This is a genomic window from Lyngbya sp. CCY1209 (assembly GCF_055795065.1).
In genome coordinates, this window is sequence record NZ_JAYFER010000510.1 from 1 (window position 1) to 24322 (window position 24322).

The 24322-nt window shown below is 52.2% G+C and carries 13 protein-coding genes; 2 read left to right on the forward strand and 11 right to left on the reverse strand.

Annotated elements, in window-relative coordinates; all coding sequences use genetic code 11:
- Positions 1-169 precede the first annotated feature (169 nt).
- The 5 genes from AC0QHF_RS16435 to AC0QHF_RS16455 all read right to left on the reverse strand — a co-directional run bounded on the left by AC0QHF_RS16435 (position 170) and on the right by AC0QHF_RS16455 (position 8629).
- Positions 170-2860 (reverse strand): DEAD/DEAH box helicase family protein, encoded by a 2691-nt coding sequence (locus AC0QHF_RS16435; RefSeq protein ID WP_324705312.1) that lies wholly within the window; start codon positions 2858-2860, stop codon positions 170-172.
- Complete coding sequence (locus tag AC0QHF_RS16440; protein WP_324705313.1) at positions 2844-4526, reverse strand: site-specific DNA-methyltransferase; 1683 nt, start codon at positions 4524-4526, stop codon at positions 2844-2846. The genes AC0QHF_RS16435 and AC0QHF_RS16440 overlap by 17 nt, the downstream gene beginning before the upstream one ends.
- Positions 4527-4583: 57 nt before the next feature.
- Positions 4584-6263, reverse strand: a complete 1680-nt coding sequence (locus AC0QHF_RS16445; protein WP_324705314.1) for an AIPR family protein — start codon at positions 6261-6263, stop codon at positions 4584-4586.
- Between the two features lie 85 nt (positions 6264-6348).
- Complete coding sequence (gene menA, locus AC0QHF_RS16450; RefSeq protein WP_324705315.1) at positions 6349-7248, reverse strand: 2-carboxy-1,4-naphthoquinone phytyltransferase; 900 nt, start codon at positions 7246-7248, stop codon at positions 6349-6351.
- Positions 7249-7264: 16 nt separating this feature from the next.
- The gene (locus AC0QHF_RS16455; protein ID WP_324705324.1) at positions 7265-8629 is read right to left on the reverse strand and encodes a cytochrome P450; all 1365 of its coding nucleotides are present in this window, start codon (positions 8627-8629) and stop codon (positions 7265-7267) included.
- A gap of 302 nt (positions 8630-8931) precedes the next feature.
- Between AC0QHF_RS16455 and AC0QHF_RS16460 the strand changes: the two genes are divergently transcribed.
- The gene (locus AC0QHF_RS16460) at positions 8932-10407 is read left to right on the forward strand and encodes an isochorismate synthase (RefSeq protein ID WP_324705316.1); all 1476 of its coding nucleotides are present in this window, start codon (positions 8932-8934) and stop codon (positions 10405-10407) included.
- Between the two features lie 8 nt (positions 10408-10415).
- On the opposite strand, the gene AC0QHF_RS16465 is transcribed toward AC0QHF_RS16460, so the two are convergent.
- The 6 genes from AC0QHF_RS16465 to AC0QHF_RS16490 all read right to left on the reverse strand — a co-directional run bounded on the left by AC0QHF_RS16465 (position 10416) and on the right by AC0QHF_RS16490 (position 20529).
- Complete coding sequence (locus AC0QHF_RS16465; RefSeq protein ID WP_324705317.1) at positions 10416-11672, reverse strand: glycosyltransferase family 4 protein; 1257 nt, start codon at positions 11670-11672, stop codon at positions 10416-10418.
- A 208-nt stretch (positions 11673-11880) separates the two neighbouring features.
- Positions 11881-13980, reverse strand: a complete 2100-nt coding sequence (locus AC0QHF_RS16470) for a DNA-binding protein (RefSeq protein WP_324705318.1) — start codon at positions 13978-13980, stop codon at positions 11881-11883.
- A 100-nt stretch (positions 13981-14080) separates the two neighbouring features.
- Positions 14081-16243, reverse strand: a complete 2163-nt coding sequence (locus tag AC0QHF_RS16475) for a tetratricopeptide repeat protein (RefSeq protein ID WP_324705319.1) — start codon at positions 16241-16243, stop codon at positions 14081-14083.
- 90 nt (positions 16244-16333) lie between these two features.
- Complete coding sequence (locus AC0QHF_RS16480) at positions 16334-18160, reverse strand: tetratricopeptide repeat-containing sulfotransferase family protein (RefSeq protein ID WP_324705320.1); 1827 nt, start codon at positions 18158-18160, stop codon at positions 16334-16336.
- A 14-nt stretch (positions 18161-18174) separates the two neighbouring features.
- Complete coding sequence (locus AC0QHF_RS16485) at positions 18175-20205, reverse strand: tetratricopeptide repeat protein (protein ID WP_324705321.1); 2031 nt, start codon at positions 20203-20205, stop codon at positions 18175-18177.
- Positions 20206-20289: 84 nt separating this feature from the next.
- The gene (locus tag AC0QHF_RS16490) at positions 20290-20529 is read right to left on the reverse strand and encodes a hypothetical protein (protein ID WP_324705322.1); all 240 of its coding nucleotides are present in this window, start codon (positions 20527-20529) and stop codon (positions 20290-20292) included.
- A gap of 158 nt (positions 20530-20687) precedes the next feature.
- On the opposite strand from AC0QHF_RS16490, the gene AC0QHF_RS16495 reads away from it, so the two are divergent.
- Positions 20688-24173 (forward strand): glycosyltransferase, encoded by a 3486-nt coding sequence (locus AC0QHF_RS16495; RefSeq protein WP_324705323.1) that lies wholly within the window; start codon positions 20688-20690, stop codon positions 24171-24173.
- Positions 24174-24322: the final 149 nt, after the last annotated feature.

Below are 24322 nucleotides of genomic sequence, written 5' to 3' on the forward strand. Positions count from 1 at the left end.
GGCGGCTGAAACCCAGGCTGTGATGGCAATCTAGCAATCCGCCGTAACCCACCATTTAAGGTGTGTCGGTCCACTACTGAACCTACAATGTACTGGATTCGATCTTGATATCAAATCAGCCGATCGCGAACCCCACACCCAGTAATAAACAACTCCAAATGAATCAATTTTAATCACAATAAAACTGTTTGGTCAGTTTCTTTAGAGTTATATTTTGGGCGATAAAATTATGGGGTATCAAAACATATACCCAAGGTTTATCACCATATTTTTGCATATATTCTGAGGCGTGTTTACACCACTTGACTGCTGCTTGCTTTTTGACGATCACTTCAGGAGCATTTATTTGGCTCTTCATCTTGCACTCAAGCATATAAATAATGTCCTCAGTTTCAGCGACAAAATCAGGTTGATATTCTAGATGTTCACCATTCAAAGAGTAATAAATTTGAAACTGTCCCTTTGCCGGTTTGAACCACTTTATAGCCTCCCGATCTAAAATAATAGATAAGATTCTCTCCGAGTCGGATTGAAACTTCTGCACTGGGTATAAACATCGAGAGAACCCACCAAATAGATATTTAGCCATGTTGCTTTTATCATCTGGTGACTGTTGATAATTCCGGGGTGGATCGTTCTCTTGAACACTATAGGCGCTGGACTTTAATGTGGTAAATCCTCGACTCACGATTACTTCATAATCATTTTCTGGTTTTTCCCAAAAATTATCCATCATTTGAGCATGGACAAAGCTGGCTATTTCTCCCCCATAGACTTGCAATACCTTTCCGGTATCCTCTTCAGAAAGATAAGTGCGGAAATGACTCACAACTTGTTCTGCCAGATCATAGAGAAAATCGGCGTGTTCATCATAATAAATATCGTCAAAATCAATCAATCCGTTTACCACATAATTTTCCAATTTTTTTTCTCCAATATCTACCTGTCCCAATTCAACAGTTTCATACTGATTGGTCTTCAAATGCTGAATCCAAAGCTCTCGTGATGGTGCAGAATATTTCAAACTGTCGAGTTGGAGCGTAAATGCTCTAAATCCCGATCGCACTTCTCCTTTGGGGACAACCAGAATTCGAGGAATATTAATGGTTTTCTGAACAACCATCTCTAAGGTTTGGGTGACAATCGAGTTGACATTTGGTGGTTCAAGAATGCCCTCTAATTCGAGTTGCTCTGGCTGATATTCACTGGCTACAGCTTCTTTGACCTTCTTTTGTACTTCTGGTGAAAGTAGATAGCTATTCGTTGGTACAACCGCAGGCTGACTCTCCAGTTTGCGAATTGCCTGATAAGTCATTTGGGCGATTTTTTGTTCTTCGGGGGACTCAAAAATGGGTTCTATATTTTCAGTTTCTAAATGGGTGATTGAGGAAGATTGGGAGGGTTGAAATCCCAGTTGAGTTTCTAACTGGGATTGTGACACTAGGGTAACAGTCTTCTGCTGTAAGGTTTCAGAAGGAAGAATAACTTGTTGTAAGCGAATCGGTGATTCCGGACGCTGGGCTTCATCAATAATCTCCTGAAACTTGTCGTGGGCAATAATATTGAGGCGATCGACGGCAGTGACACCCGTTCGTTTACCGTAGGGTAATCGCAGTCCTCGCCCAATTGACTGCTCAATTAAAATTCGAGCATTAGCGGCTCTTAGGGGTACAATGGTGTAGAGGTTGGTGACATCCCAGCCTTCTTTTAACATATTGACGTGAACGACAATTTCTGTGGGTTCGTCTCTGTGTTCGACCTTGAGGAGACGCTCTACCATTTCATCTTCTTTAGCACCTTTTTTGCTGGAGTCAACTTGGATAATTTTATCTTTGTAACGTCCCTCAAAAAATGATTCGGATTGGATTAAGTTGAGCAGTTGTGTTGCGTGGGTTGTGTCACGGGCAATAACCAATAGAAATGGCTTGACAATTGGATTGCCAGTTTCTCGGGCATAGGTTTCTAACTCAGCTTTAATGTTCTCATGCAGGCGGATGCCATCTTCTAACTTGAGATGTTCGATTGCTTCCGCCGACATTCCGACTGGGTTAAAATCCTTGCGGGTTACTACCGCTGGTTCTTTAACAAAGCCATCCTCGATAGCCCGTCCAAGCGGATAATCATAGACGACATTTTGGAATTGTACTGCTCCTTTGCTCGTTTCTACAAATGGGGTCGCCGTGAGTTCCAAACCCAACAAAGGTTTCAATTCATTAATGGCTCTGACTCCGGCTGAAGCTCGATATCGGTGTGATTCATCCATCAGGATAACCAAGTCTTTTAATTCTGCCAAAAAGTTAAAATAGCTATCTCCAATATATTCCGACAGTCGCTTGATTCGGGGACTTTTCCCGCCGCGAACTTCGGAGTTTATTTTCGAGATATTGAAGATGTTAATCTTGCATGGAATCAACGGATCTAATAATGTTCGCGCTTTCATTTCATAGTTATCACCGGTAATAATTTTCGGTGTGTTTGTGGCAAACTCCGAAATTCCTTTAAAGACATATTTGGGAGTATTGGGCGTGAAATCGGTAATTAATTTATTGTAAATGGTCAAGTTGGGCGCGAGGACAAAAAAGTTTTTGATGTCATGTGCCGAGTACAGATATGTAATGAAAGCGCCCATGAGTCGTGTTTTACCCACGCCTGTCGCCAGGGCAAAGCACAGAGATGGAAAGTCTCGTTCAAAAGCTGTGACGGTGGGAAACTCCTCCCGAATGGCTGCGAGTCCTGCTTCCCAGTCGGTATCTTTTTTGGGAGGAAGAATTTCACACACCCGATCAAGAATTTCCAATGATTCTCTCTGGGGAAAACGTAAACTTAAACGACTGGCGATCGCATTAACATGGCGATTCATTTAACAATCCTCCGCATTCAAAGAGTGTGAGTTGCTGGGGTTGAGATGGAGCTTGGGGAAGGTTTTCAATTTTCAGGCTATAATCATCATGCCCCCACTCACAACGATTTAGGATTTGCTTGGGAATTTTCTTGACGGTGAGGTTAAGAAATTCCTCTACTTTCGCCCGAAATGCAGTACATAAAACCAGCAGTGTTCGTTCTGTCCCCACTTCTTCAGAAAGTTGCTGCAACTGGTCATGATTCAAATTCTGAGTCGTGACATAAATGAAATCTCGCTCGGTGGAGTAACCCTGTTGCCAGTAGAAAGTATCCGATGGTGCATAGGTGAAGCCTTCGAGTTTACAGAGGGCTTCTGCCAACATCTCGGCATTATATGTTTTGTTGATCACCCAATTTCCCCACTTGTCTTTTTCCAGTAGGGACGGAGCAAGGCGATAGTAGCGAAATCCGCCTCCGCCTTTCCAGCCAACTGCCTCAGTAATGCCCCCTTGATCTTCACCATCAATAACCTTTTTGAGCCGGGGTATAATGTGGGTATGGCAATGTTCGCCCAACTCCACCATAATCCAACGACGCCCCATTTTATGAGCAACCGCACCTGTTGTACCGGAGCCTGCGAAGGAATCTAGAACCAGTTCATTGTCCTCCGTACAAATCTCTAAAATACGCTGAATAAGGTCTTCTGGCTTTGGTGTATCAAAGACAGCATCTTTCCCAAAAAGGTTTTTTTGATGAGCCTTAGTTTGTCTGGTAGTATTGAGGTCATTCCAAATGGTTGGGTGAGGACGATAAGGTGTTTCTGGCGCAAATTCACGGGTGTAAGGCACCCATCGTTTGATGCCATTTTTTTCCCGTTTTTTCCAAATCAACTTCCCTTTTAATATTAAATCTTCAACCCCTTTTTTTCCTATTGCCCAGCAAGCTTCTCGTCCATCATCGTGAATTGGAAAAATCTCAGTTCCGTCAGGCGCAATGATTGGAAAAAACATTGAAGGACGATCTTTACGCAAGCTGTTCTTTCCATTCTTTTTGAGTAACCGATCGCGATAAGGTCGCTCAGATTCAGAGTCTGGATTTCGATATGCTTTCAGGATAGAATCATCGTACCGTTGTTGAAAAAATCTGCTAACTTCCGGTGTTTTTGTGAAACATAAGACATACTCATGATCTGGAGTAATAGGGACTTTATTATCATTGGGACTATCTACTTTCTTCCATATAAATGAAGTCACAAAATTGTCTCTTCCAAAGATTTCATCACACAAAACTTTTAGATAGTGAGCCTCGTTATCATCAATTGTAATCCAGAGCGACCCATCATCTGATAGCAAATGTCGAATAATTTCCAGACGATCGCGCATCATCGATAGCCAAATCGAATGCTCTAAGCCATCGTCATAATGCTCGAATGCACTTCCCGTATTATATGGCGGGTCGATAAATACACATTTAATTTTACCGGCAAACTCTGCCTCCAGCGCTTTCAGAGCCAGTAAATTGTCACCAAAAATCAATCGGTTGTCAAAAATATCGTTTTCAGTTACCCGATGGGTGGCTGAATAGGATTTTTCTGGATCTTCCAACAGAATGCGTGGCTCCAGTTTGGGGCGATTTTCTTTACCAATCCAAGTGAGTTCTAGTTTTTGTTTTTTATTCTGATTCATGGTCTACCAATAAAGCGTTCAATATAATGAGTATACGTTGACTTAACTTGTGGCAGCTTATGGAGTATCTCGATCTGCCAGTCTTTGCATCACGGCTCGCGCCAAAGGTTCAACATCTGTTAAATTCCTAAAAATAGCAAGATATCCTTTTTGGCGATCGCATTGAGACTCGGCAACAGTATAGATGAGTTCAGCCAATTCCAGTCCGATGCGTGATAATTCAATTTTGTCATCTTCAGAAAGTACCAGCTCGGTTTTTTTGATCAACCTTTGATGCCTTCGAGCCAAAATGTGAAGGATAAAATACTTTCCATGTCGATAAAAATTCTTCCGACGCCTTTCTGTTTCTGCCGCCTCTGAATCTGTAAAAATTTGCTCCAGGTATTGAAATATTTGGACGGAACGGCAGAGTTCAATTCCTGATAAACGATCCGAGAAAAGTTCCTCTTTGAATAAAGGGTAGAGTTGTCCACTCTCCTTTTTTGCGGTAACAATAATTTGAGTTTTGCCTTTAAAACAGGCGAGAGCAATAATGGCTTGTTCGATTGTGATTACATCTGACAAACTGCGATCTATAGATGGTCGATACTGATAGATAATTCCCGATACTGCCAGTTCTTGTCGCAATCGTTCTTGCGTTTCTTCCAATGCTGCAAAATAGATGTCCTTGACTGCATTTTGTGTATTTCTTGCCTGGGTGATTTTTTTGGCAAGAGTATCTTGTTCTTTACCAATTTCAATAATTGTAATGAGCAGTTTTGCATCAGGTGATACTGAACTTGTATTGTTACAAGCGGTTGCAATTGAACCGACGGTTTGCGCTCCATTGACAATTGAAAATCCTTCTAATGTAAATTTTCCGCTGTCATTGTTTGCATTGGGTGGAAGAGTGATGTTAGAACACACTGCTGTCAGTCCATTATTCAGGTACAGCAATTCTTCGGGTTGATTTTGCACCGTAGCTGTAATTGCCGAATTTACCCCTTCTGCACCCAGATAATAGCGAATGTTTCTTTCAAAAAGTTTTCTGCCATATTGTTGATAGAGTAAAGCGAGTTGATCGGCTGAAACTAAGCCATAAAATGCTTTTCGGGGTCGATCTACACCGTACCACTTCTCTAACGTTAACGTGACGGAAAAAGAAGTGATTGCTTGTTCTTCCGTCAAAAATCTATGAACGGCTGAAATATCAAGATCTTGCCAATCAAATCGTGAGGAAAATTGGTTGAGTTCAGTTTTTAGCTGTTTGAGATCTCGAATGACATGGCTTCCTAAATGACCGACAAGATACACATTACATCCGACAACGATTAACCCAGTGGTTCCCAAGGCTTCTTCAATATCGGATTGTAAACGGCTCAAACGATCGCTGAACTTATCAAAGCGTGAATTGACCAAATCGCGGATGCCGTCGCAGAACTTTTTATTCTCTCCCATATTTGGGGCTCTGCTGCCCGCTTTTGCCTGTACGACCCAAAGTCGATTTTGGCTTCGGTCAAAGAAAATTGCATCAATGCCATTATCATTTTCACCATTCACGATGGCATTCGCTGCTTGAGCCGGAGTAACATCTGCCAGCTTTTCGATCGCAAATGCAGCTAGAGAACGGCTCAAACGGTTTGTTTCATGCTGTTCTGGTGTCCAGTTCTGCAAAAGTTGAGGGATTAAGGGGAAATAACGCTGTTTCAGTACATCAATGACTTGAGCCTTTTGGGCATCTACATTGGATATAGACATTTTAACTCATTTACAAGTAACGGTGGGCTTTCGATACTGATCGTGCGGGGATGATGCCCGAAAGACCGATCGCCCCCAACTTAAATCAGCCGATCGCGAACCCCACACCCAACAGCAAACAACTCCAAAAGTGTAGAGAAACGGCGATAAACTTGCAGTTATTGACGCGATCGGGTTTGTCGTGATGTTCCCCGACGTGGCGGCAGAGTTGGACCGCCGCCGGCAATCCCGCCACACTCAACAGCGTCCACAGGGGGAAAATACCCAACACAGCCGCGATCGCCACCCCCAGAAAAATACTACCACAAGCCCAGGGCAAAATTTGCGCCCCCCGGCGGGTTCCCATGCGGACGATGGGCGATCGCTTTCCGGCGGCAATATCATCATCAACTTGGTGAAAATGGGAACAAAATAATATCAACGTCGTCGCAATTCCCACCACTATAGAAGCCGCCAAATTCAACACAGACCCACTCTGGGTTTGGCTGTAATAAACCGCCGACATCCCCACCGGACCAAAGGCGAAAAAGCAGAGAAACTCCCCCAAGCCGTGGTAGCCGAGGCGGAAGGGAGGACCCTGGTAAAGATATCCCAAAAAGCAGCAGGCCAAAATTAATCCCAATACGGTCAAATCCCCCTGCCACCAACAAATCAAACCGATTTCAAAAATTCCCACCGCCAAACACAAGTTGCCGATCGCAAAAATTAAGGATTTATTCCCCGTCAAATTGACCAGAGAATGGTGCTTGTTTTTATCAATTCCAGTTTCGGAATCGAAGACATCGTTGAGGAGATTTTCCCAGGCCAAAATCAAGATCGCCGCCGTCATGAAGGCGGTAAAAATGCCCCAGTGAATGACGCCGGTTTCAAACCAAGCGATCGCGGTTCCCACCCAAATCGGCATGATCGCCACGCTGTACATGGGGGGTTTGATGGCGGCTAACCAAAGTTTTGAATTGGAATCGGCAATCTGTTTTGTGGTCATCGGTTTTTCAATCAGGTTAGATATAACAGGGAATGGAGGAAGGCCGGACGGCTTCCACGGTGAGTTGGAAATTGTCCGAGGGGACAATGGTAATTCCCCGTCGCACGGGTCGCACCGGGCCGTTGTTGGCGAGGGAAAATCGGCAGCGGGAGAGGACTGCAGCCAAGACAATTTTCATCTCGAACAGGGACAAAGCCATGCCGACGCAGATGCGACTTCCCCCGCCGAAGGGAAAGTATTCGTAGGGGGAAAAGCGGCGTTCCAGAAATCGTTCGGGCCGGAATCGTTCCGGTTCGGGGTAGGTCTGCGATCGCCGGTGGGCCAGGTGGATGCAGGGGACGAGGACGGTTCCCGGATCGAAGCGATCGCCCCGGATCGTCACGGGCTCCCGCACCAGGCGGGGTTGGGAGATCAGGGCGATGGGGTGGATGCGGAGGGCCTCCCGGCAGACGGCGGTCAAATAGGGCAGTTGAGTGAGATCGGCGGGATCGGGGGCCGTTCCGAAATCGGCCAATTCCGCCGTCAGTTTGTCCCGGATTTCCGGGTGGCGGTGAATCCAGTAAAATACCCAGTCGAGGGCGGATGCGGTGGTGTCGTTGCCCAGCAATAATAGGGTGATGATTTGATCCCGGAGTTCTCCGTCCGTCATGGGTTCGCCCCGTTCGTCCCGGGCCGAAATCAATAGGGAGAGGATATCGTCGCCGCCGGGTGCGTCGCGGCGATCGCGGATCGCCGTGTCAATCAGATCGTCGATCTGCCGTCGCCGGCGGCAAAACTTTCCCCAGGGACTCCAGGCGCCCCAATCCCGCTGTAAGGGGGGCCAGAAAAATTGTACCGAGTTGAGGGGGGAGTTGACCCATTCCAAATAGGGTTGGATGGTCTGCCGCAGTCGGTTGTAGAGGGGACCGGGTTCGAGGCCCAACACGACCCGCAGGATGGTTTGCAGGGAGATGTCGGCGGTGTCGTTTCGGATCGAGAAGGTGTCGCCCACCCGCCAGCGGTCCGTCACCGAGGATGCGATCGCGGCGATTTTCTCGGCGTAGCGGGGGAGTTGCCGGCCGTGGAGGGGTGGCATCAACACCTGTCGCAGGCGTCGGTGTTCGGGTCCGTCTTTGGCGATCAGGGATTGCGATCCGGTCAGGGGCTCGAAGACATGGGTGATCCGGCCCAACTCGAAGGTGTCGGCGTCGGCGGTAAAAATCGCCTCGATCGCCTCGGGGTGGCCGAAAAAGACCGCCGGGGGGGAATGGGTGCCCAAAGCCCGCAGGGTAAAGGGATCGCCGTATTTGCGGGCGCAGGCTTGCAAATAGTTGGGGGGATCGGCGACCAACTGCAGGATTTGCAGCGGGGACATCACTTTCGGGCCATCGGGCAATTTCATGAATCTTTCCGGACAGGGCGCACCGCTCGACATCAGATCCGACTCCGCGCGATCGGGGCGGAAATCGGATTTCATCATAATACCACCGCCCCATCCCCTCCCGACCCGATGGAATCGCGCCGATTTGTTAAGGTTTATTACCGCCGTCAACCGGGCAATTTTTATCCGGACTCAAGGGGGGTCGGAAGTTCGATGTCGGGCAATTTTCCGCCTTTTTCCCAAATGGTATTACTATAGTAAGATCGACCCCATCTGTGGCCAACCGTTTTCACTCGTTCCCGCAATCTGTTATCTTTTATTCTATGCTGGTTCTACCTCCTCCCGAATTGCTCTGGCAAGACCGCCGGGAACTGCATCGCTTTCTGTTTGAGTGTCAGCAGAACTGCCGTCCCGATCGCCCCCCGAAAATTGTCAGTATCGCTCGGGACATCGATCCGGTCGATCCTTTGGCATTCCTGGAGACATTTTGGGAAGCGGACCGGCTCAATTTTTACTTGGAAAAACCGCAGTCGGGGGAAGCGGTGGTCGCCATCGATGCGGCCGTGCAATTGACCCTAGAGAAGGGAGAACGGTTCGGGCGATCGCGCCATTTCATCGAATCTTGTTTCCGGCAGATGATCCTCGCCGGACCCCACCGGGATTCCTTCGTGCCGGCGTTTTGCTGTAGTTTCACGTTTTTCGAGGATAATTCTGCGGCAAATTCGGAACATTATTATTTGAGAAATCCGGGTCATTTAAAAGGTCGGCATTCGGCTCCGGTCTTCCCGTCCGCCACCCTCTTCCTGCCCCAAATTCTCCTGTATTCCGAGGGCGATCGCCGGATTTTATTGTTCAATACCTTATTAGATTGGCAGTCCGATATCGACGAAATTACGGAGCGGACTTGGCCAAAAATCCGGCAAATTGACGAAATCCAAAATCGCCGTTGGGAGCGAAATCGTCCCGCCCCCCACCCGTCGAAGTCGATCTGGATCGAACCCCAAACCGAGCCCTTTCGGCAGTCCGTGCGGTCGGTTCTGGAGTCGATCGCGGCCGGAGAATTGAGCAAAGTGGTGCTCTCCCAAGCCTTCGACATCTGTTCCTCGCGCCCCTTCGATTTAATCAACTCCCTGGACAATTTGCGATCGCTCTACCCCGACTGCTACATCTTCTCCACCGGCAACGGCCGCGGCCAGAACTTCATCGGCGCGAGTCCCGAACGGCTAATCGCGGTCCGCGGCGGCGAACTGATCACCGACGCCCTGGCCGGTTCCGCCCCCCGGGGCCAGAGTGCCGCCGAAGACGCCGACATCGCCCACCGCCTGCTCTCGAGCGACAAAGATCGGCGGGAACATCAGGCCGTCGTCGATTTTATCGTCGAACGCCTGATTCACCTGGGCCTGACGCCGGAGCGATCGCCCCAACCCAGGCTGATGCGGCTCTCCAACATCCAGCACCTGTGGACGCCCATCACCGCCCCCATTTCCTCCGACATCCACCTGCTGGAAATTCTCGCCGAACTCCACCCCACCCCCGCCGCCGCCGGCACTCCCCGGGACGTCGCCCAAACCCAAATTCGACGCTACGAAACCTTCGATCGCTCCCTGTACGCGGCCCCCCTCGGTTGGGTGGACTACCACGGCAACGGGGAATTGATCGTCGGCATTCGCTCCGCCCTCATCGACGGCGATCGGGCCCGACTCTTCGCCGGTGCCGGCATCGTGGCCGGTTCCGAACCCGACCGGGAACTGGCCGAAATCCGACTCAAGTTGCAGGCATTATTGAGGGCCCTGGTTTAGGCCCGTCCTCAAGAACAGCGGCCGCTCAACGAAAGCCGTTGCTCCCGGACCACCTCCGCATACAACCGCTCCATCGCCGTGATATTCTCGTCCAAGGTGTAGCGCTGCAAGACCCGTTCCCGCGCCTTCTGTCCCAGCAGGGTCGCGAATTCCGGGTGGTCGCGAAATAGCGGCAGCAGAGTTTCCAACTGGGTGGTGACGCCCTGGGTTTTCAAAACGATCCCCGCCCCGCCTTCCAACACTTCCCCGTCCGCGCCGGCGTCCGTGGCGATGCAGGCGACGCCGCAGGCCATCGCCTCCAATAGAGACAGCGACAACCCTTCCACCAAAGAGGGCAAAATCAACACGTCAGCCCCCCGCAAAATTTCGATCCGCTTGTCCTCGTCCCCGATAAACCCCAACCAAACGATCCCGTCTTCGGGTCCGTAAAACCCCTGGAGGGTGGGAGCCAGGGGGCCGTCCCCCACGATCAACAACCGGCAGTCCCGGCCCATCCTCGCTTTTTTCCAACCTTTGAGCATGGCTTCGACGTTCTTTTCCGTGGCGATGCGCCCCTGGTAGACGAAAATGCGATCGGCGCCGAGTTTCGCCTTCAGCCGGCTGCGCCCCGGGGAATACTTCTGCACGTCCACGCCGTTGGGGATAACGGCGACGCGGCCGGCCGCGACGCCCAGGCGGACGAGCAAATCCTTTTGAATTTGAGAAAAGACGATGACGCGGTCGTAATTCGCCAGAAACGGGGCGTAGATCTGATACATCAGATGTTGGGTGCCCGAGGTCAGGTTGCGGAGTTTGCGATCGAAGGGGGGGTGAAACGTCGCCACCAGGGGCAAATTCAACTCCTCGCAAATCTCGGGGAGGACGAAATCCAGGGGGGAGAGGGTGAGGGAGGCGTGGACTAGATCGGGCCGCAGGGCCCGCAGGGCTTGCATCAACACCTTGCTGGACTTGAGGGTGGGGATCGTGTAAATCTGGGACTTGTAGAGGCAGGGCAGGGGTACCTCCTGGGTCATGGAAGTCGCGATCGCGGGGTCGGCTTTAAATGGCAGATCCGAAGCTGCCATCTGGGAACTCCCCGGGCCGGCAATTTTCCATCGCCCGTTCTCCAGGTGCCAGTTGTCGCGACGTTCGGGGTGGGAGGCTTCCTGGGCAAAGTGGAGGAAACTGACCGGATATCCCCGGTCGAGCAACATATTCGTGACTTCCCTGGAGTAGGTGACGTTCCCGCAAAATGGTGATTTTTTTCCGAGCCAAGCGATATGCATTCAGGTAGATAATAGGGATTGATCGGTGGTATGGAGTCAGAATCGGGAGTCGGGAATCGGGGAATTTAGAATGAGTTGTCAATGGTCAATTGTCAATTGTCAATTCTCAATTTTCCTCACACCCGAATTCTGGGATGACTGTACCACGGATATCCACAAAATCGCAGGGTCGCTCGGGACGAATCCCTCGTCAGTCGTGCATTTTGCCTCAAAACTTGCCCAGTCCTCCCCAAACCATACCAGACAGGATACCCCAGAACGAACCGATCCCGGCGGAAACGATCGCCGCCCCCAACACCAGGGGGGTGGCATCTGCGGCGGAACCGCCGTGGAGGAATTGGGGGAATACTGTCGCCCCGACCGCCCCCAGGGCCGCCCCGGTGATCGCGCCGAGGAAATTGCCCCACACCCCGCCCACGAAGGCTCCCCGCCGCCCCGCCAGTCGCATAGCGGTGGGCAGGGGCGGCGCCCCCCCGATGCCCCCGAAGGTGGCGCCGGAGAGTATCCCGGCCAGAGTTCCCACCCCGGCGGCGACGACGGCGGCGACGAACACCCGGGAGGTCAGTTCCGTCGTCGGGGGGGTTCCCAGTCGCAGTTCCCCCCACAACACTGCGACCGCCCCCAAACCGCCGCCGATCGCGGTTCCCAAGAACGCCCCCCAAATTCCCCCCAGCAGCGCCCCGTAGCGGCCCCGCACCCGGCCGACGGGGAGGGAGAGGGGGGGTTTGAAGGAATTCCAGATCGCCCCCCACACTGCCCCCATCAGCGCCCCCCACAGGATCGCCTGGCCGATGAGGGCGTTCCGTTCTAGGAGGCCGAAAATCACCCCGGCGATGGCGGCGGCGACGAAGGCGCCGCAGAACCCCCCGACGATGAGGGCCAGGCCGTTGTGCAGGCTCCGGGTGGGGGGGAGGAACAGGCCGGCGGTGGCGCCGAAGAAACAGCCCCAAATGCTGCCCACCATCATGGCGCCGACGATGCCCCCGGTTTTCCCGTACACGGCGAAAATGACGGCGATGATCGCGGACCCGCAGGTGGCCCCCCACAGGCCGCCGACGAGGGCCCCCTCGGCGAGGTGCCCGACCGCCCGCCAGGTTCGGGAGGAGCGCAGGATGGCGGGGGGTCCGGGCCGCCTGACGGCGGGTTTCGGCGCGGGGGTCCGCGTCAGGCTCCGCACCACTGGCGGGGGTGTCGGGACGGGTCGCCGGGGGGGCTTGCGCCGCCGTCTGGCGGTCAGGGGTTGCAGGTGTCGGCCCGACCGCACGGCCTCCCGGGAGGGGAAGGGGTCGCGCCCCCCCAGTTGGCGGGTGCGATCGCACCAGGGGCAGGATTTGAGGTGGTTGCCGTAGCGGTGTTGGGGGTGGCGATCGCAGGCCACCAGGTCGGCTTCGGCCTGCCGCAGGGCCTTCATCCACGTCCGCGCCTCCGGACGGGATTGGGGGGAACCGTGGCCGGACTCGAAGCAGCGGATAAATAATTCTTGCAACTGGGGGTGGAGGATCTCGAAGCCGGGGGCCAGCGGCATGGGTTTGTAGGGGACCGGCCGCCGTCCGTAGACGAAATGGCCGGCTTTGATGCGGGCTTCGATGGGCGGGGGGTCGCCGCCCCCCTTGTAGACGCCGGAAAAGGGGTGGGTGCCTTCCATGAGCAGTTGGAATAGCAGCACCGCCAAACCGAAGCGATCGTGTTCGGGGGTGCGATCGAGCTCTCGGAACGCCTGACTTTGCAGTTCCGGGGGGGTGAATTCGGCCTTGCCCACCGGGCAGCGGAAGGTGAACCCTGTCTCCGGGTCGCGGACCTGGAAGGAGTCGGTATCCACCAAGGTGACGATGGCGGTGTCGCTGACGAGGATGTTGGATTCGTTGACGTCCCCGACGACGTAGCCCCCGGCGTGGAGGTCCGTGAAGGCGGCGGCGAGGTTGCGGGCGCTGCGGTGCAGGTAGAGGTAGTTGAACAGGGGTTTCTGTTCCCGCCTGGTTTTGGGGGTGTAGAAGATGTGGACGGGGGCGGCTTTCATCACCCGCGGCATCAGGTAGCCGACGATTTTTTGGCGGGCGTCGGTGGTCCGCAACAGGTCCACGGGCCAGGCGATCGCCACGATCCCCGGGGCGACGGTGCGGTTGGCCGGGGGGGAGTTGTACATCAGGGTGAGTTTGTCGGCGTCTTCGTCGCTGGGGTCGTGATAAATTTTGGCGACGAGGGTGGGATCGTCCAAAACCATATAGATGCGGCCCTCGCCACCGCTGCCGACGGGGTTCTTGGTGTCGAGGGTGATAGTTTTTCCGGTGAACTGGCGCTGCAACCGCATGGGGTTCGGGAATTTGGGGTTCGGGCAGATATCCTTCTCAAGGATAGCGCTTCGGCTTTCTATTTCTGTTTTTGAGATTGCCAAATTTTCCGGCTTCAGGTTAGTCCCAATGGAGTTCCCACCCCAACAATTCCTCTAGTTTTTGATTGTGGGGGTGGAAGAAATCTCGCATTTGCGAATAGATTGAACCGCTGCGGTCGGCTGTATAATTTCCGGGATTGTGGCGACGAAATTCGTCGAGTTGATGGGCCGGAAGTTCCAGGAATTCCAAGACGCGATCGTAGGTGGTTTGTGGATTTTCGTAGAGATCTTCGCTGCGGAGGATTAGCAGTTGTTCTCTGGGGAAGACGGACAGCCAATTTTGCAGGAACTGGAAATACAGCCCCCGCCACAGGAATTTCTGGGAGTCCCAGACCGCCGGAGACGCTTCGTGGGAAAGATTGGCGGGGTCGGACAGCAGTTCCAACTCGGAGGCGATCGCCGCTTCAAAGGACCGCTTTTCCCACTTGAACCTCAGCCAATGGTGATAGTGAGAAAGGGCGCGATCGACGGGGTTTCTCAACAATATAATTATCTTCGTTTTCGGCAAAAGTTCCGAGATTCGGCCGGGAACTTCGGCGGTTTCCAAATAGTGGGGAGTCGCTTCCCCGGTCAGGAAGTTTGCCCCGGGGGATAGGTGGGGAAAATGGGCGAGATACCAATCCAACCCCCGAAAAAATAGGACGCTCCAAAAGTAAACTTCTTTTTTGATACATCCCAAAACTTGCGGATGTTTTTCCAAGTAAGCCTGCAGGGATGTCGTCCCACCTTTTTGAGTTCCGATGATCAAAAATTGGGGGGGCATCGGATGTTCTTCATCCCAGTATTTGCGGGCTATTTCTGGATCGGATTTGACCAGCTTTTTGAGACTCGCAGTTCGATAGGAAGCGATCGCCTCCCGAACCTCTCCTTTTCGGCTCAATATTTCTCCTAGATTTAAGTCCACTGAAAACGTCTCGGGAAACTGGCGGACTTGGCGGCGATAAAATTCCAGCACCACGTCGAGTTTGTCCTGCTGGGCGAGGAGATTCCACAGGTTCCAATAAGACCAAAAAAAATCCGGTTTGATTTCCACGGCTTTGAGATAAATTTCGGCGGCTTCGGAGGGCTTTCCCTGCTGGAGCAGCAGTTGGGCGAGTTGCAAATGGGCGTCGAAATTTTTGGGGTCGATATCCGAGATTTTTTGATAGCATTCGATCGCCAAATCCCACCGCCGGCAATGGATCGCCGCTTCCGCGATATTGTTGTAGATAAAAACTGGATATTCGGACGGTTCGGGATGATGTTTCAGGAATTGCTGATAGCAGGAAACGACCGCCTCCCATCTCTTGATTTTTTTGAGAACTTCTCCGAGCTTGATGGGGGGCCAGTACGCGCCGGGATTGAGGGAAATTCCCCGTTCGTAAAGGGCGATCGCCTCTTCCAAATTGCCCGCGTTTGATTGCAAATCTGCCAGTTTAACATGGAGCCAGTCCGAATCCGGTTTCAGTTTCAGAGCCTCCCGATAAGCCGCGATCGCATCTTCGAGCCTTCCCGCTTCGACGAAAGCGTCGCCCAAACGACTGTGGAAATAAAATTGATTGGGAGCGAGTTTTATGGCGTTTTGATAGGCCGCGATCGCCGGTTCAAACTGACCGGATTTCGCCAATGCTTCTCCCCGGTGATGGGACAGTTCCGGCACGTCTGGATACAGCTCTACCGCCTTTGAAAATAGCGCGATCGCAGCCTTTATTTCCCCCCATTTTTGAAAGTCATTTCCCAAATCTATATAATCTTTAACGCCGAAATATTTCGGCTCAACAAAAATGGATTTTAACCAATAAGCCACCGCCTGATCGTGCCGGCCGATGCGGGTCAAAACTTTTGCCAAATTCCGATAAGCACCCCCGAAGTCGGGCTGCAGACGAATCGCCGTTTCGTAGGTCGCGATCGCACTTTCCCAGTCCTGTTGTTGGGCGAAGAGACTCCCCAAATTCGCGTAAACTTCGGCGAAGTCGGGTCGGATTTCAATCGCTTTCAGATAGCTATTTTTGGCCTCCGCAAATTGACCTTGTAGCTGTTGGATGATGCCGAGGGTTTTGTGGGCGGGGGCGAAGTCCTGCCGGTGGTTCAACGCCGTTTGGCAAGCCGCGATCGCCTCCGGATAACGCCGCTGGTAAAGGTAAAAATTAGCCTGCTGGTGGGATTGAATCGCCGCAATTTCTGACGGGTCGGAAGATGACATTTTTGATACTATTGACGAATCTGTAAAAGTTAAAATATCCGTTTTATACCCCGACTTTACCACGGATAAATAATTCTGTCAACTCCAATCTCAATCCCAATTGAATTCCAAATTTAAAAATTCTTGTAATCTGCGATTGTGGGGTCGAAAGTAATCCCGAAGTTGAGCATAAATATCCGTTTCAGTTGGGGCATAATGTCCCCGGTTGTGGCAGGAATATTCCGCGAGTTGATAGGGGGGAAGTTCCAAAAAATCCAAGACCTTCGCAAATGTGTCCCGGGGACTTTGATAAAACTCTTCGCTGGGCAGGATCAGAAATTGCGATCGCGGAAAAACGGACATCCAATTTTGCAGAAAATAGAGGTACAGTCCCCGCTGGATATATCGCGGAGATGGGGATGTCGCAATCTCTTGTTTCGTCCCCTTTTGAAGCAGATTTAACTCGGATGTCATCGCCTCTTCCAAGGTTCGGGACTCCTGCATGAGGCGGACCCAATGATGATATTGAGAAATCGACCGGTGAATCGGATTCCGCAGCAAAACGATCAATTTGACTTGGGGAAATGCCCGAAATAAGCGGTGGGGAACCTCCGGGATTTCCAGGTAATTGGGGGTGGCTTCCCCCGTCCGGATGTCCGCCTCCGGGGAGAGGTGGGGGAAGTGGGACAAATACCAGTCCAAACCTCGCCGAAAGTGAAGGTTCCAAAAATGGGTTTCTTTCTTGATGCAGCCGACAATTTGGGGGTGCTTTTCCAAATACCGATAGAGGGAAGTTGTTCCCCCCTTTTGAGTACCAATAATGATAAAATCCGGCGGTATAGGGCGGGTTTCATCCCAATATTTTCTGACAATTTCTGGATGCGATCGCGACATATTTTTGTAACTTGAATTTCGCAACGCAGCCATCGCCTCCGGCATCTTTCCGTCCCGGCTGAGAGCCTCCCCCAAATTCAATTCGATTTGCTCAGAATCGGGCGAGCTGTGGACTGCTGCTTCCAAAATCGCGATCGCTTTTTTCAATTTTTGATGGCGGGCGAGGATCTCCCACAGGTTCCAGTATGACCAAGAAAAATCCGGTTTGATTTCAATGGCTTTTAGATAGGCATCTACTCCTCGTTCAGGTTGCCCCATTTTAAATAAAATAGAACCCCAATCCCGATGGGTTTCAAAACAATTCGGGTCGGCCATCAACTGCCGATGATAAACATCGACAAGTCGCCCCCATTCTCCCCGCTCCATCAATGTTTTTTCCAGACAGCGATAGGTGGTTTTTGAAGTCGGATTGGCGACGATCGCGTTTTCATAGCAGGCGATCGCCGGCTCGGACTGTCCCCGGGCGTTGAAGACTTCTCCCAAATTGTGGTGGGCTTGAAATGAGGTGGGATCGAGGGCGATCGCATTTTCATAGCAGGCGATCGCCCGGTCGTATTTCTGCTGTTTGAAAAACTGATTTCCCAACCGAATATAATCCGTCACATTTCCCGATTTCGGTTCCAGTTGCAAAGCTCGATATTGGCATTCGATCGCCCGCTCCGGTCGTTCGAGTTCGCTCCAAACTTTCGCCAAATTCCGGTAAACACCCGCCAATTTGGGATTGATTTCCAAAGCCCTTTGATAAGCCGCGATCGCCGCTTCCCAGCGACCCTGTTTCGCGTACAAACTCCCCAAATTCCCGTGGGCTTCGGCAAATTCTGGTTGCAGTTCGACCGCTTTTTGATACCATTTTTTCGCCGCCCGAAAGTTTCCCCGAAACTGAAAAGCAACCCCCAAGGTTTTGCAGGGAACCGCCCAATCCGGCCGCAGTTCTAACACTTTTTGACAAGCCGCGATCGCCCCGTCCCAATCGCGATCGTTGAGTTTCAAAATGGCCTGTTGATGGAGTTGTAGGGCTAGAAGTTCCGGAGTTTGAGAAGACATGAGTAATCTTTTCCTCAATTATAATCCTGTTCGGGGCCTTCAACTTCTGACAGCAGCATCTCAATTTCCCCGTCCGGCAAACCGTCTCCCGTTTTGACAAAAAATAACTGATACCCTTCGTTGACAATATCGACCCCATCCCGAACCCGCTCTAAAAAGGCGTCGATTCCCCGTTTTGCCTCTTGTTCGCGATCGCCTTTTTCTGCCACATTATAATCGTCAAAAATCGCCATCCCCCCCACTTTCAGCAACCGCCAGGATAGCAGGGCATCCCGAAACGCCACCGTCGCCAAATGACAGCCGTCGATGTAGATCAAATCGTAGTGGCGAGGGGGAAGAGAACTGAGGACATTTTGGGAGTAGCCCACGATTTTGATGACGCGATCGCCCGCCCCCGTTTTGGCGATATTTTCCGCAAATTCGGGCTGAAAATAGGGGTCGATACAGGTGATTTTTGAGGTCGGGTGGGTGAGGACGCGATCGAGCAACCAACAGGTTGACATCCCCTGAAAACTGCCCACTTCCAAAGCTTTAAAATTGGGAAGTCCGACCCGGGATTTTAAGTGTTTTTCCCAGGGGGGAATATTGCTGCCAAACCAATCTCGGGTGAACCGATAACCTCGGGTTTCGCTTTCCTGCCATCCCCGCAATTTCAGGGCGATTTTATGACAATGTGCGGCCTCGTCAAATCGGTTCTGGTCGCACAAAAAATTCCCCAATTCCGTGGGAGGTTGGGGGCGGTCTGGAGCCGCCGCGATCGCCTTTTTGAGGGACGCAATTTTATCTTCAAATTCCCGATGCCGGCGGCAGACATTTTCCCATTTTTTGAGAATTTCCGGATCGTCGGGTCGAATTTCTCGGGCGAGGTCGTGAAACGCGATCGCCCCTTCAAACTGATGGTTTTTCGCCAACAGTTCTCCCCATTTTAAATAGGGTTCTGGATCGCTAGTATTTAAACCCAAGTTTTGCCAATTTTCATCGGGTTGATACCAGACCATTTTGGACAGCCACAGACTCGCGATCGCCGCATCTCCTTGGCTGTGTTCCCGCATCGCGTGACCCAACTTTCGAGACAAACTATTGTTGACTCCCGGCCGATTTTCGGGAATCTGCCGCAACGCTTGTAGGTAAATCGGAACCGCTTCCGCAAATTGTCCGGTTCCACTCAAAGCATCTGCCAAATTTTCATAGGACCAGTAGGAATCGGGGTTCAGAATCACCGCCCGCAAACACACTTCCAAGGCTTCTTTGAAGTGGCCGACTTCGATCAAAGCCCGCCCCAGCGGTTGGTGGGACCAAGGGGTATCGGGATTGATTTTTATCGCTTTTTGATAGGCCCCGATCGCTTTTTCCAATTCCTGCAACCGAAACCAAGCGTTGCCCAATTTGTGATGGGCGAGTTCGTTGTTGGGGTTCAGTTGAATCCCCCGTTCGTAAGCCGCGATCGCTTCATCCCACTTGCCCTGCTGGGCCAACATATTCCCCAAATCTAAATAAATAAAATCGGAATTTGGACTCAGTTTGATACAGTGTTGATAAGCCGTTTCTGCCTCCCCCCACCGTTCCCAACCCGCCAGGGCATTTCCCAACAAATAATGGGCTTTGCCTGCCTCGGGCTGTCGGGCGATCGCCTCCCGACAATAGGAAATTGCCTCCGGATATTTTTTAAATAAAATTAACAGTTGAGCCAGATTTCGATAAACCCCCGCCAAATCCGGGTTGAACTGCAAAGCCATCTGATAAGTCGTCAGGGCATCTTCCCACATTCTTTGTTCGGCATACCAGCTTCCCAAATTGCCGTAAACTTCCGCAAAGTCTGCCTTTATTTCTAACGCTTTCAGATGCCAAATCAGGGCTTCCTGAAAGTCGCCCCGTTTTTGGTAGGCGACTCCCAAGGTTTTGCAGGCTTCGGCAAAATTGGGCCGGAGTTGTAACGCCTGCTGACAAGCCGCGATCGCCTCCTCCAGTTTTCCGGCTTCGAGGTGGGCGATCGCGTTTTCGTGGAGATGGACGGCTGAGGTGTCGGTGTCGTTTCTGGGAACCATAGAAGTGTCGCTGATAAATCGGGAAAGTCGGGACGAACTACACCTCAACTCAAGCATAATTTCGGGAACATTTCGCTCAAATTGTCAGTCCTTTGTTAAAATATAAATCAAATACATCAGCGCCCCAAACACCAAAGGGACTCCGACCAGCAACCCGGCAAACACCTTGGAAATGGAACTGGCAAGAATCACCAAAGCAGTCCAGGGGACGACCGAGACAATGACCACGATCGCAATTTTCAGGGGAGTCCACTTGATGCTCCGTTTCAGGGTTTGAAAGTTTTTGCCTTCCAAGCCGGGTAATTTGGGGGGTGGGGTAGCCATATCGAACTCCTTAGCGAGGGGGAGCGAGAGGGGGTTATCGGAACAATTAAAACATCGGATTTACCCAAAAAACACAATCAGATATTTTGCGGGGTTCGGGAATGCATCCGATGGGGCATGATAATTAGGATAGCAAATGTTTGAGAGGGGATGTGTTTATGGTGGCAAGCCAGCCCAGAGTCAGTGTAATTATTCCGGCTTACAACGCCGATCGCTACATTTGCATGGCGATCGACAGCGTTTTGAGCCAGAGTTACCTGGATTATGAAATTATTGTAGTCGATGACGGCTCCACCGACGGCACCCGCAACATTTTGCAACGCTACGGCGATCGCATCCGCCCCCTCCACCAACAAAATGGCGGCATGGCGGCGGCCCGAAATCGGGGCATATCAGAGGCCCGGGGGGAACTGATCGCCCTGCTGGATCACGATGATATTTTCTTGGACGGCAAATTGCAAGCCCAGGTTTCCCGCTTCGACTCCCACCCCGACGCCGGACTCGTCAACAGCGGTTGGCAGATTATCGACGCGGACGGGACGGTGCGATCGCCCATCGAACCCTGGCACGACATCCCCCATTTAACCCTGGAAACCTGGCTGACGCGCACACCCATCCTCCCCAGTGCCATGATGTTCCGGCGGCAGTGGTGGGAACGGGCGGGCGGCTTCGACTCCCGATTCGACGGCGCCGACGATGTGGATTTCGTGCTGCGACTCGCCGGGATGGGATGCGAGGCGATCTGGCTGCCCCAAGTCACCGTCGGCTACCGGCAACACGATCGCGCCATGTCCATCGCCGATCCCAGCAAACAGCTCGAAGCCTTCGATGCCGTCCTGGAAACCTTTTTCAGCCGACCGGATCTCGACTCCGACCTGCGGCAATTGGAACACCGCACCCGTTACGAAGCGTTGACCTGGATGGCTTGGCGATTTTATCATACCGGCCATCCGGAAAAAATGGCGGATTTTCTGCGGCGATCGCTCTCCCACACCCCCTACACCCGCCCCATCACTATTTCCGACTGGGTACACCGCTTCATGGGCTACTCCGCCGCCTATGGCGAACCGATGAATACTCAAAGTTTCCGACAGCAACCCCAATGGCAAAACCTCCTCGGTGAAACCCTCCCCAAAACCACGCCCAGAGTCAGCGTCATCATCCCCGCCTACAACTGCGATCGCTACATCGAATTGTGCGTCAGAAGTGCCTTAGAACAGACCTACACCGACTATGAAGTTATTCTAATTGATGACGGTTCCACCGACGACACCCGCCCGGTTCTCGAACCCTATTTGGATGTCATTTGTTATCGATATCAAGACAATCAGGGAGCCGCAAAAGCCAGAAATAACGGCTGTCGGTTGGCGCGGGGAGAATTTCTCGCCTTTTTGGATGGAGACGATTATTTCCTCCCCGAAAAACTCGCCGAACAGGTCGCCCATTTTGATAATCACCCCGAAATCGATTTGATTCAGAGTGGCTGGGTTGTCGTTAATCAAAACGGAGAAACTCAGGCGATCGTGGAACCCTGGAAAAATGCCCCCGAATTGGATTTGGAAACCTGGATTCTGCACAAATGCGTCCGCCCCAGCGCCCTGATAATGCGGCGGGAATGGTGGAAAAAAGCAGGCGGTTTCGACCACCGCCATCCCCCCACCGAAGACCTCGATTTCGTGCTGCGATTGTCCCTGATGGGATGCCACACCGTCTGGCTGCAAAAACTGCACGCCTGCTACCGCCAACACGATCGCAATTTGATGTCCGGGGGGGAACGGGTGATCCGCAATACCGAAGCGGTGATGGACGAGTTTTTTAACCGCCCGGAACTGCCCGAAAACATTCGCAAACTCCGGCGAAAGGAACAATACCAACGCTGGGTGTGGCTGGGGTGGCGGATGTACCGGGACGGCTACCCGCAACTGATGCTGGAATGCTTGGAAAAATCCCTGGAATATACCCAATTTCCGACGACGGAAACCCTCGTCCATTGGATGGATGCCTTGAAAAATATCTCCCGAGAGTACGGGGAGACATTAAATGTCGGCGATCTGATACAATCTCCGGAGTGGCAACAAATTTTATCCTTATTTATGGGGGGTAAATCTCAGAAAAAAATGGCTTCAAAACCCGTTTTAACCGCTTCTAGCAAACATATTATTTTGATCAATACCGACGATCCCGGCATCGGCGGACTGGCCCAATACGACCATTTGATCCTGTGCGAATTGGCGAAAATGGGCTACCAGGTGACGGCGGTGCGCCCGGAACACGAGAGCCCGCTGGTGGGCCGGGAAAAGGATTTGGGGGTGCGGCAATTTTGGTTAAATTATAGCACCAGTTCCGACCTGGCGCGGATTCTCAGAAATCGGGGGGATGCCGAAGAATTGTATTCCAAACTTGAGCCGGATTTTATCATCTTCAGCGACGGCTGGCCCTTCTCCCATTTTGCGGCGAAACAGGAGGCGATCGCCCAAAAAATTCCCTACGCGATCGCCCTGGGTTTGGCAATGCCGGAACACGCCAAATTTTCGATGGGGGACGGGGTTCCCTACGCCGAAGGAGTGCGGTATCAATACGGTCTGGCGCGGGCGGTGAACGTGGCAGCCCGGGAACATTTGGACATCCTGCACAGACAGTTTAAACTGCCGGAAAATAAAGGCAATGTCGTCTACTACGGGCGATCGCAACAATACTTCGATCCCCCCAATTTGGCAGTGCGAAAACGGCTGCGGCAAGAAGTTGGAATTCCCGAGGATGGGGTGATGTGTTTGACCACGGCGAGACTGGCGCCCATCAAGGGCCACCGCCACCAAATTGAGGCGATCGCGCAGTTGAAAAACTCCCCCATTTGGTCGAAATTATATGTGGTTTGGGCGGGCACCGGAAAGGGGAGCGATCGCGACGTCGAACCGGAATTGCGGGAATTGGCCCGAAAATTGGGTGTCGCCGAAAAGCTGATTTTTCTCGGCCAGCGGTGGGACGTCCCCGACTGGTTGGACGCCTGCGATATCTTCGTGTTAACCTCCCTGGCAGAAGCGGCCCCCTCGTTTGCCGTCATGGAAGCGATGGCCAAGGGGTTGCCCATCGTCGCCTCCGCCGCGGGCGGCATCCCCGAGGGCTTGGGGGACACCGGACGGCTGCTACCCGATCCCAACGTCGATCCGGAAGGAACGGCACGAGAATTGGCGAAAACCATCGAAGAATGGGCGGTTGACCCCGAACTTCGCAAGGCGATCGGACGGAAAAGCAAGGAACGGGCCGAAGGGCTATTCCGGGAAGAACGGATGCTCAAAGAAACCGTAACCATCTTTCAGCGGGCGATAAATGACCCGGAAACCGACGAATTCGCCAGCCGTGGGGAGGTGATAACAGGAGTGCAAAATGTCTGCCAGAGGCTCCGCTACGCCTCGGAAATTTGGCAGGCTTGGCACGCCTACACCCACCAAGACACGGCGGGGATGGTCCGCCACCTGCAGGAGTCCCTGCAATATTCGCCCTTCCCCTTCGTGACGGAAACCGTTATAGACTGGGTAAATGATTTGATTCGTTTGTCTTCCCTAAAAGGCGATCGCATCGACGCGGCGACTTTGGCTCGATCTCCGGGGTGGCAGGAGGCGATCGCGCAAATTTTGGGAATTTGAACAATGGGGGTGTGGGGAAAGTGAAAAGTGAAAAGTTGAAAGTTTCCCCTTTCTTCTTATGCCAGAATAGAATACAGCACTTTGCGCGGTAATGAGACACAGATGGAAAAGATCCCCCCTAACCCCCCTTGGAAAGGGGGGAACCAGAA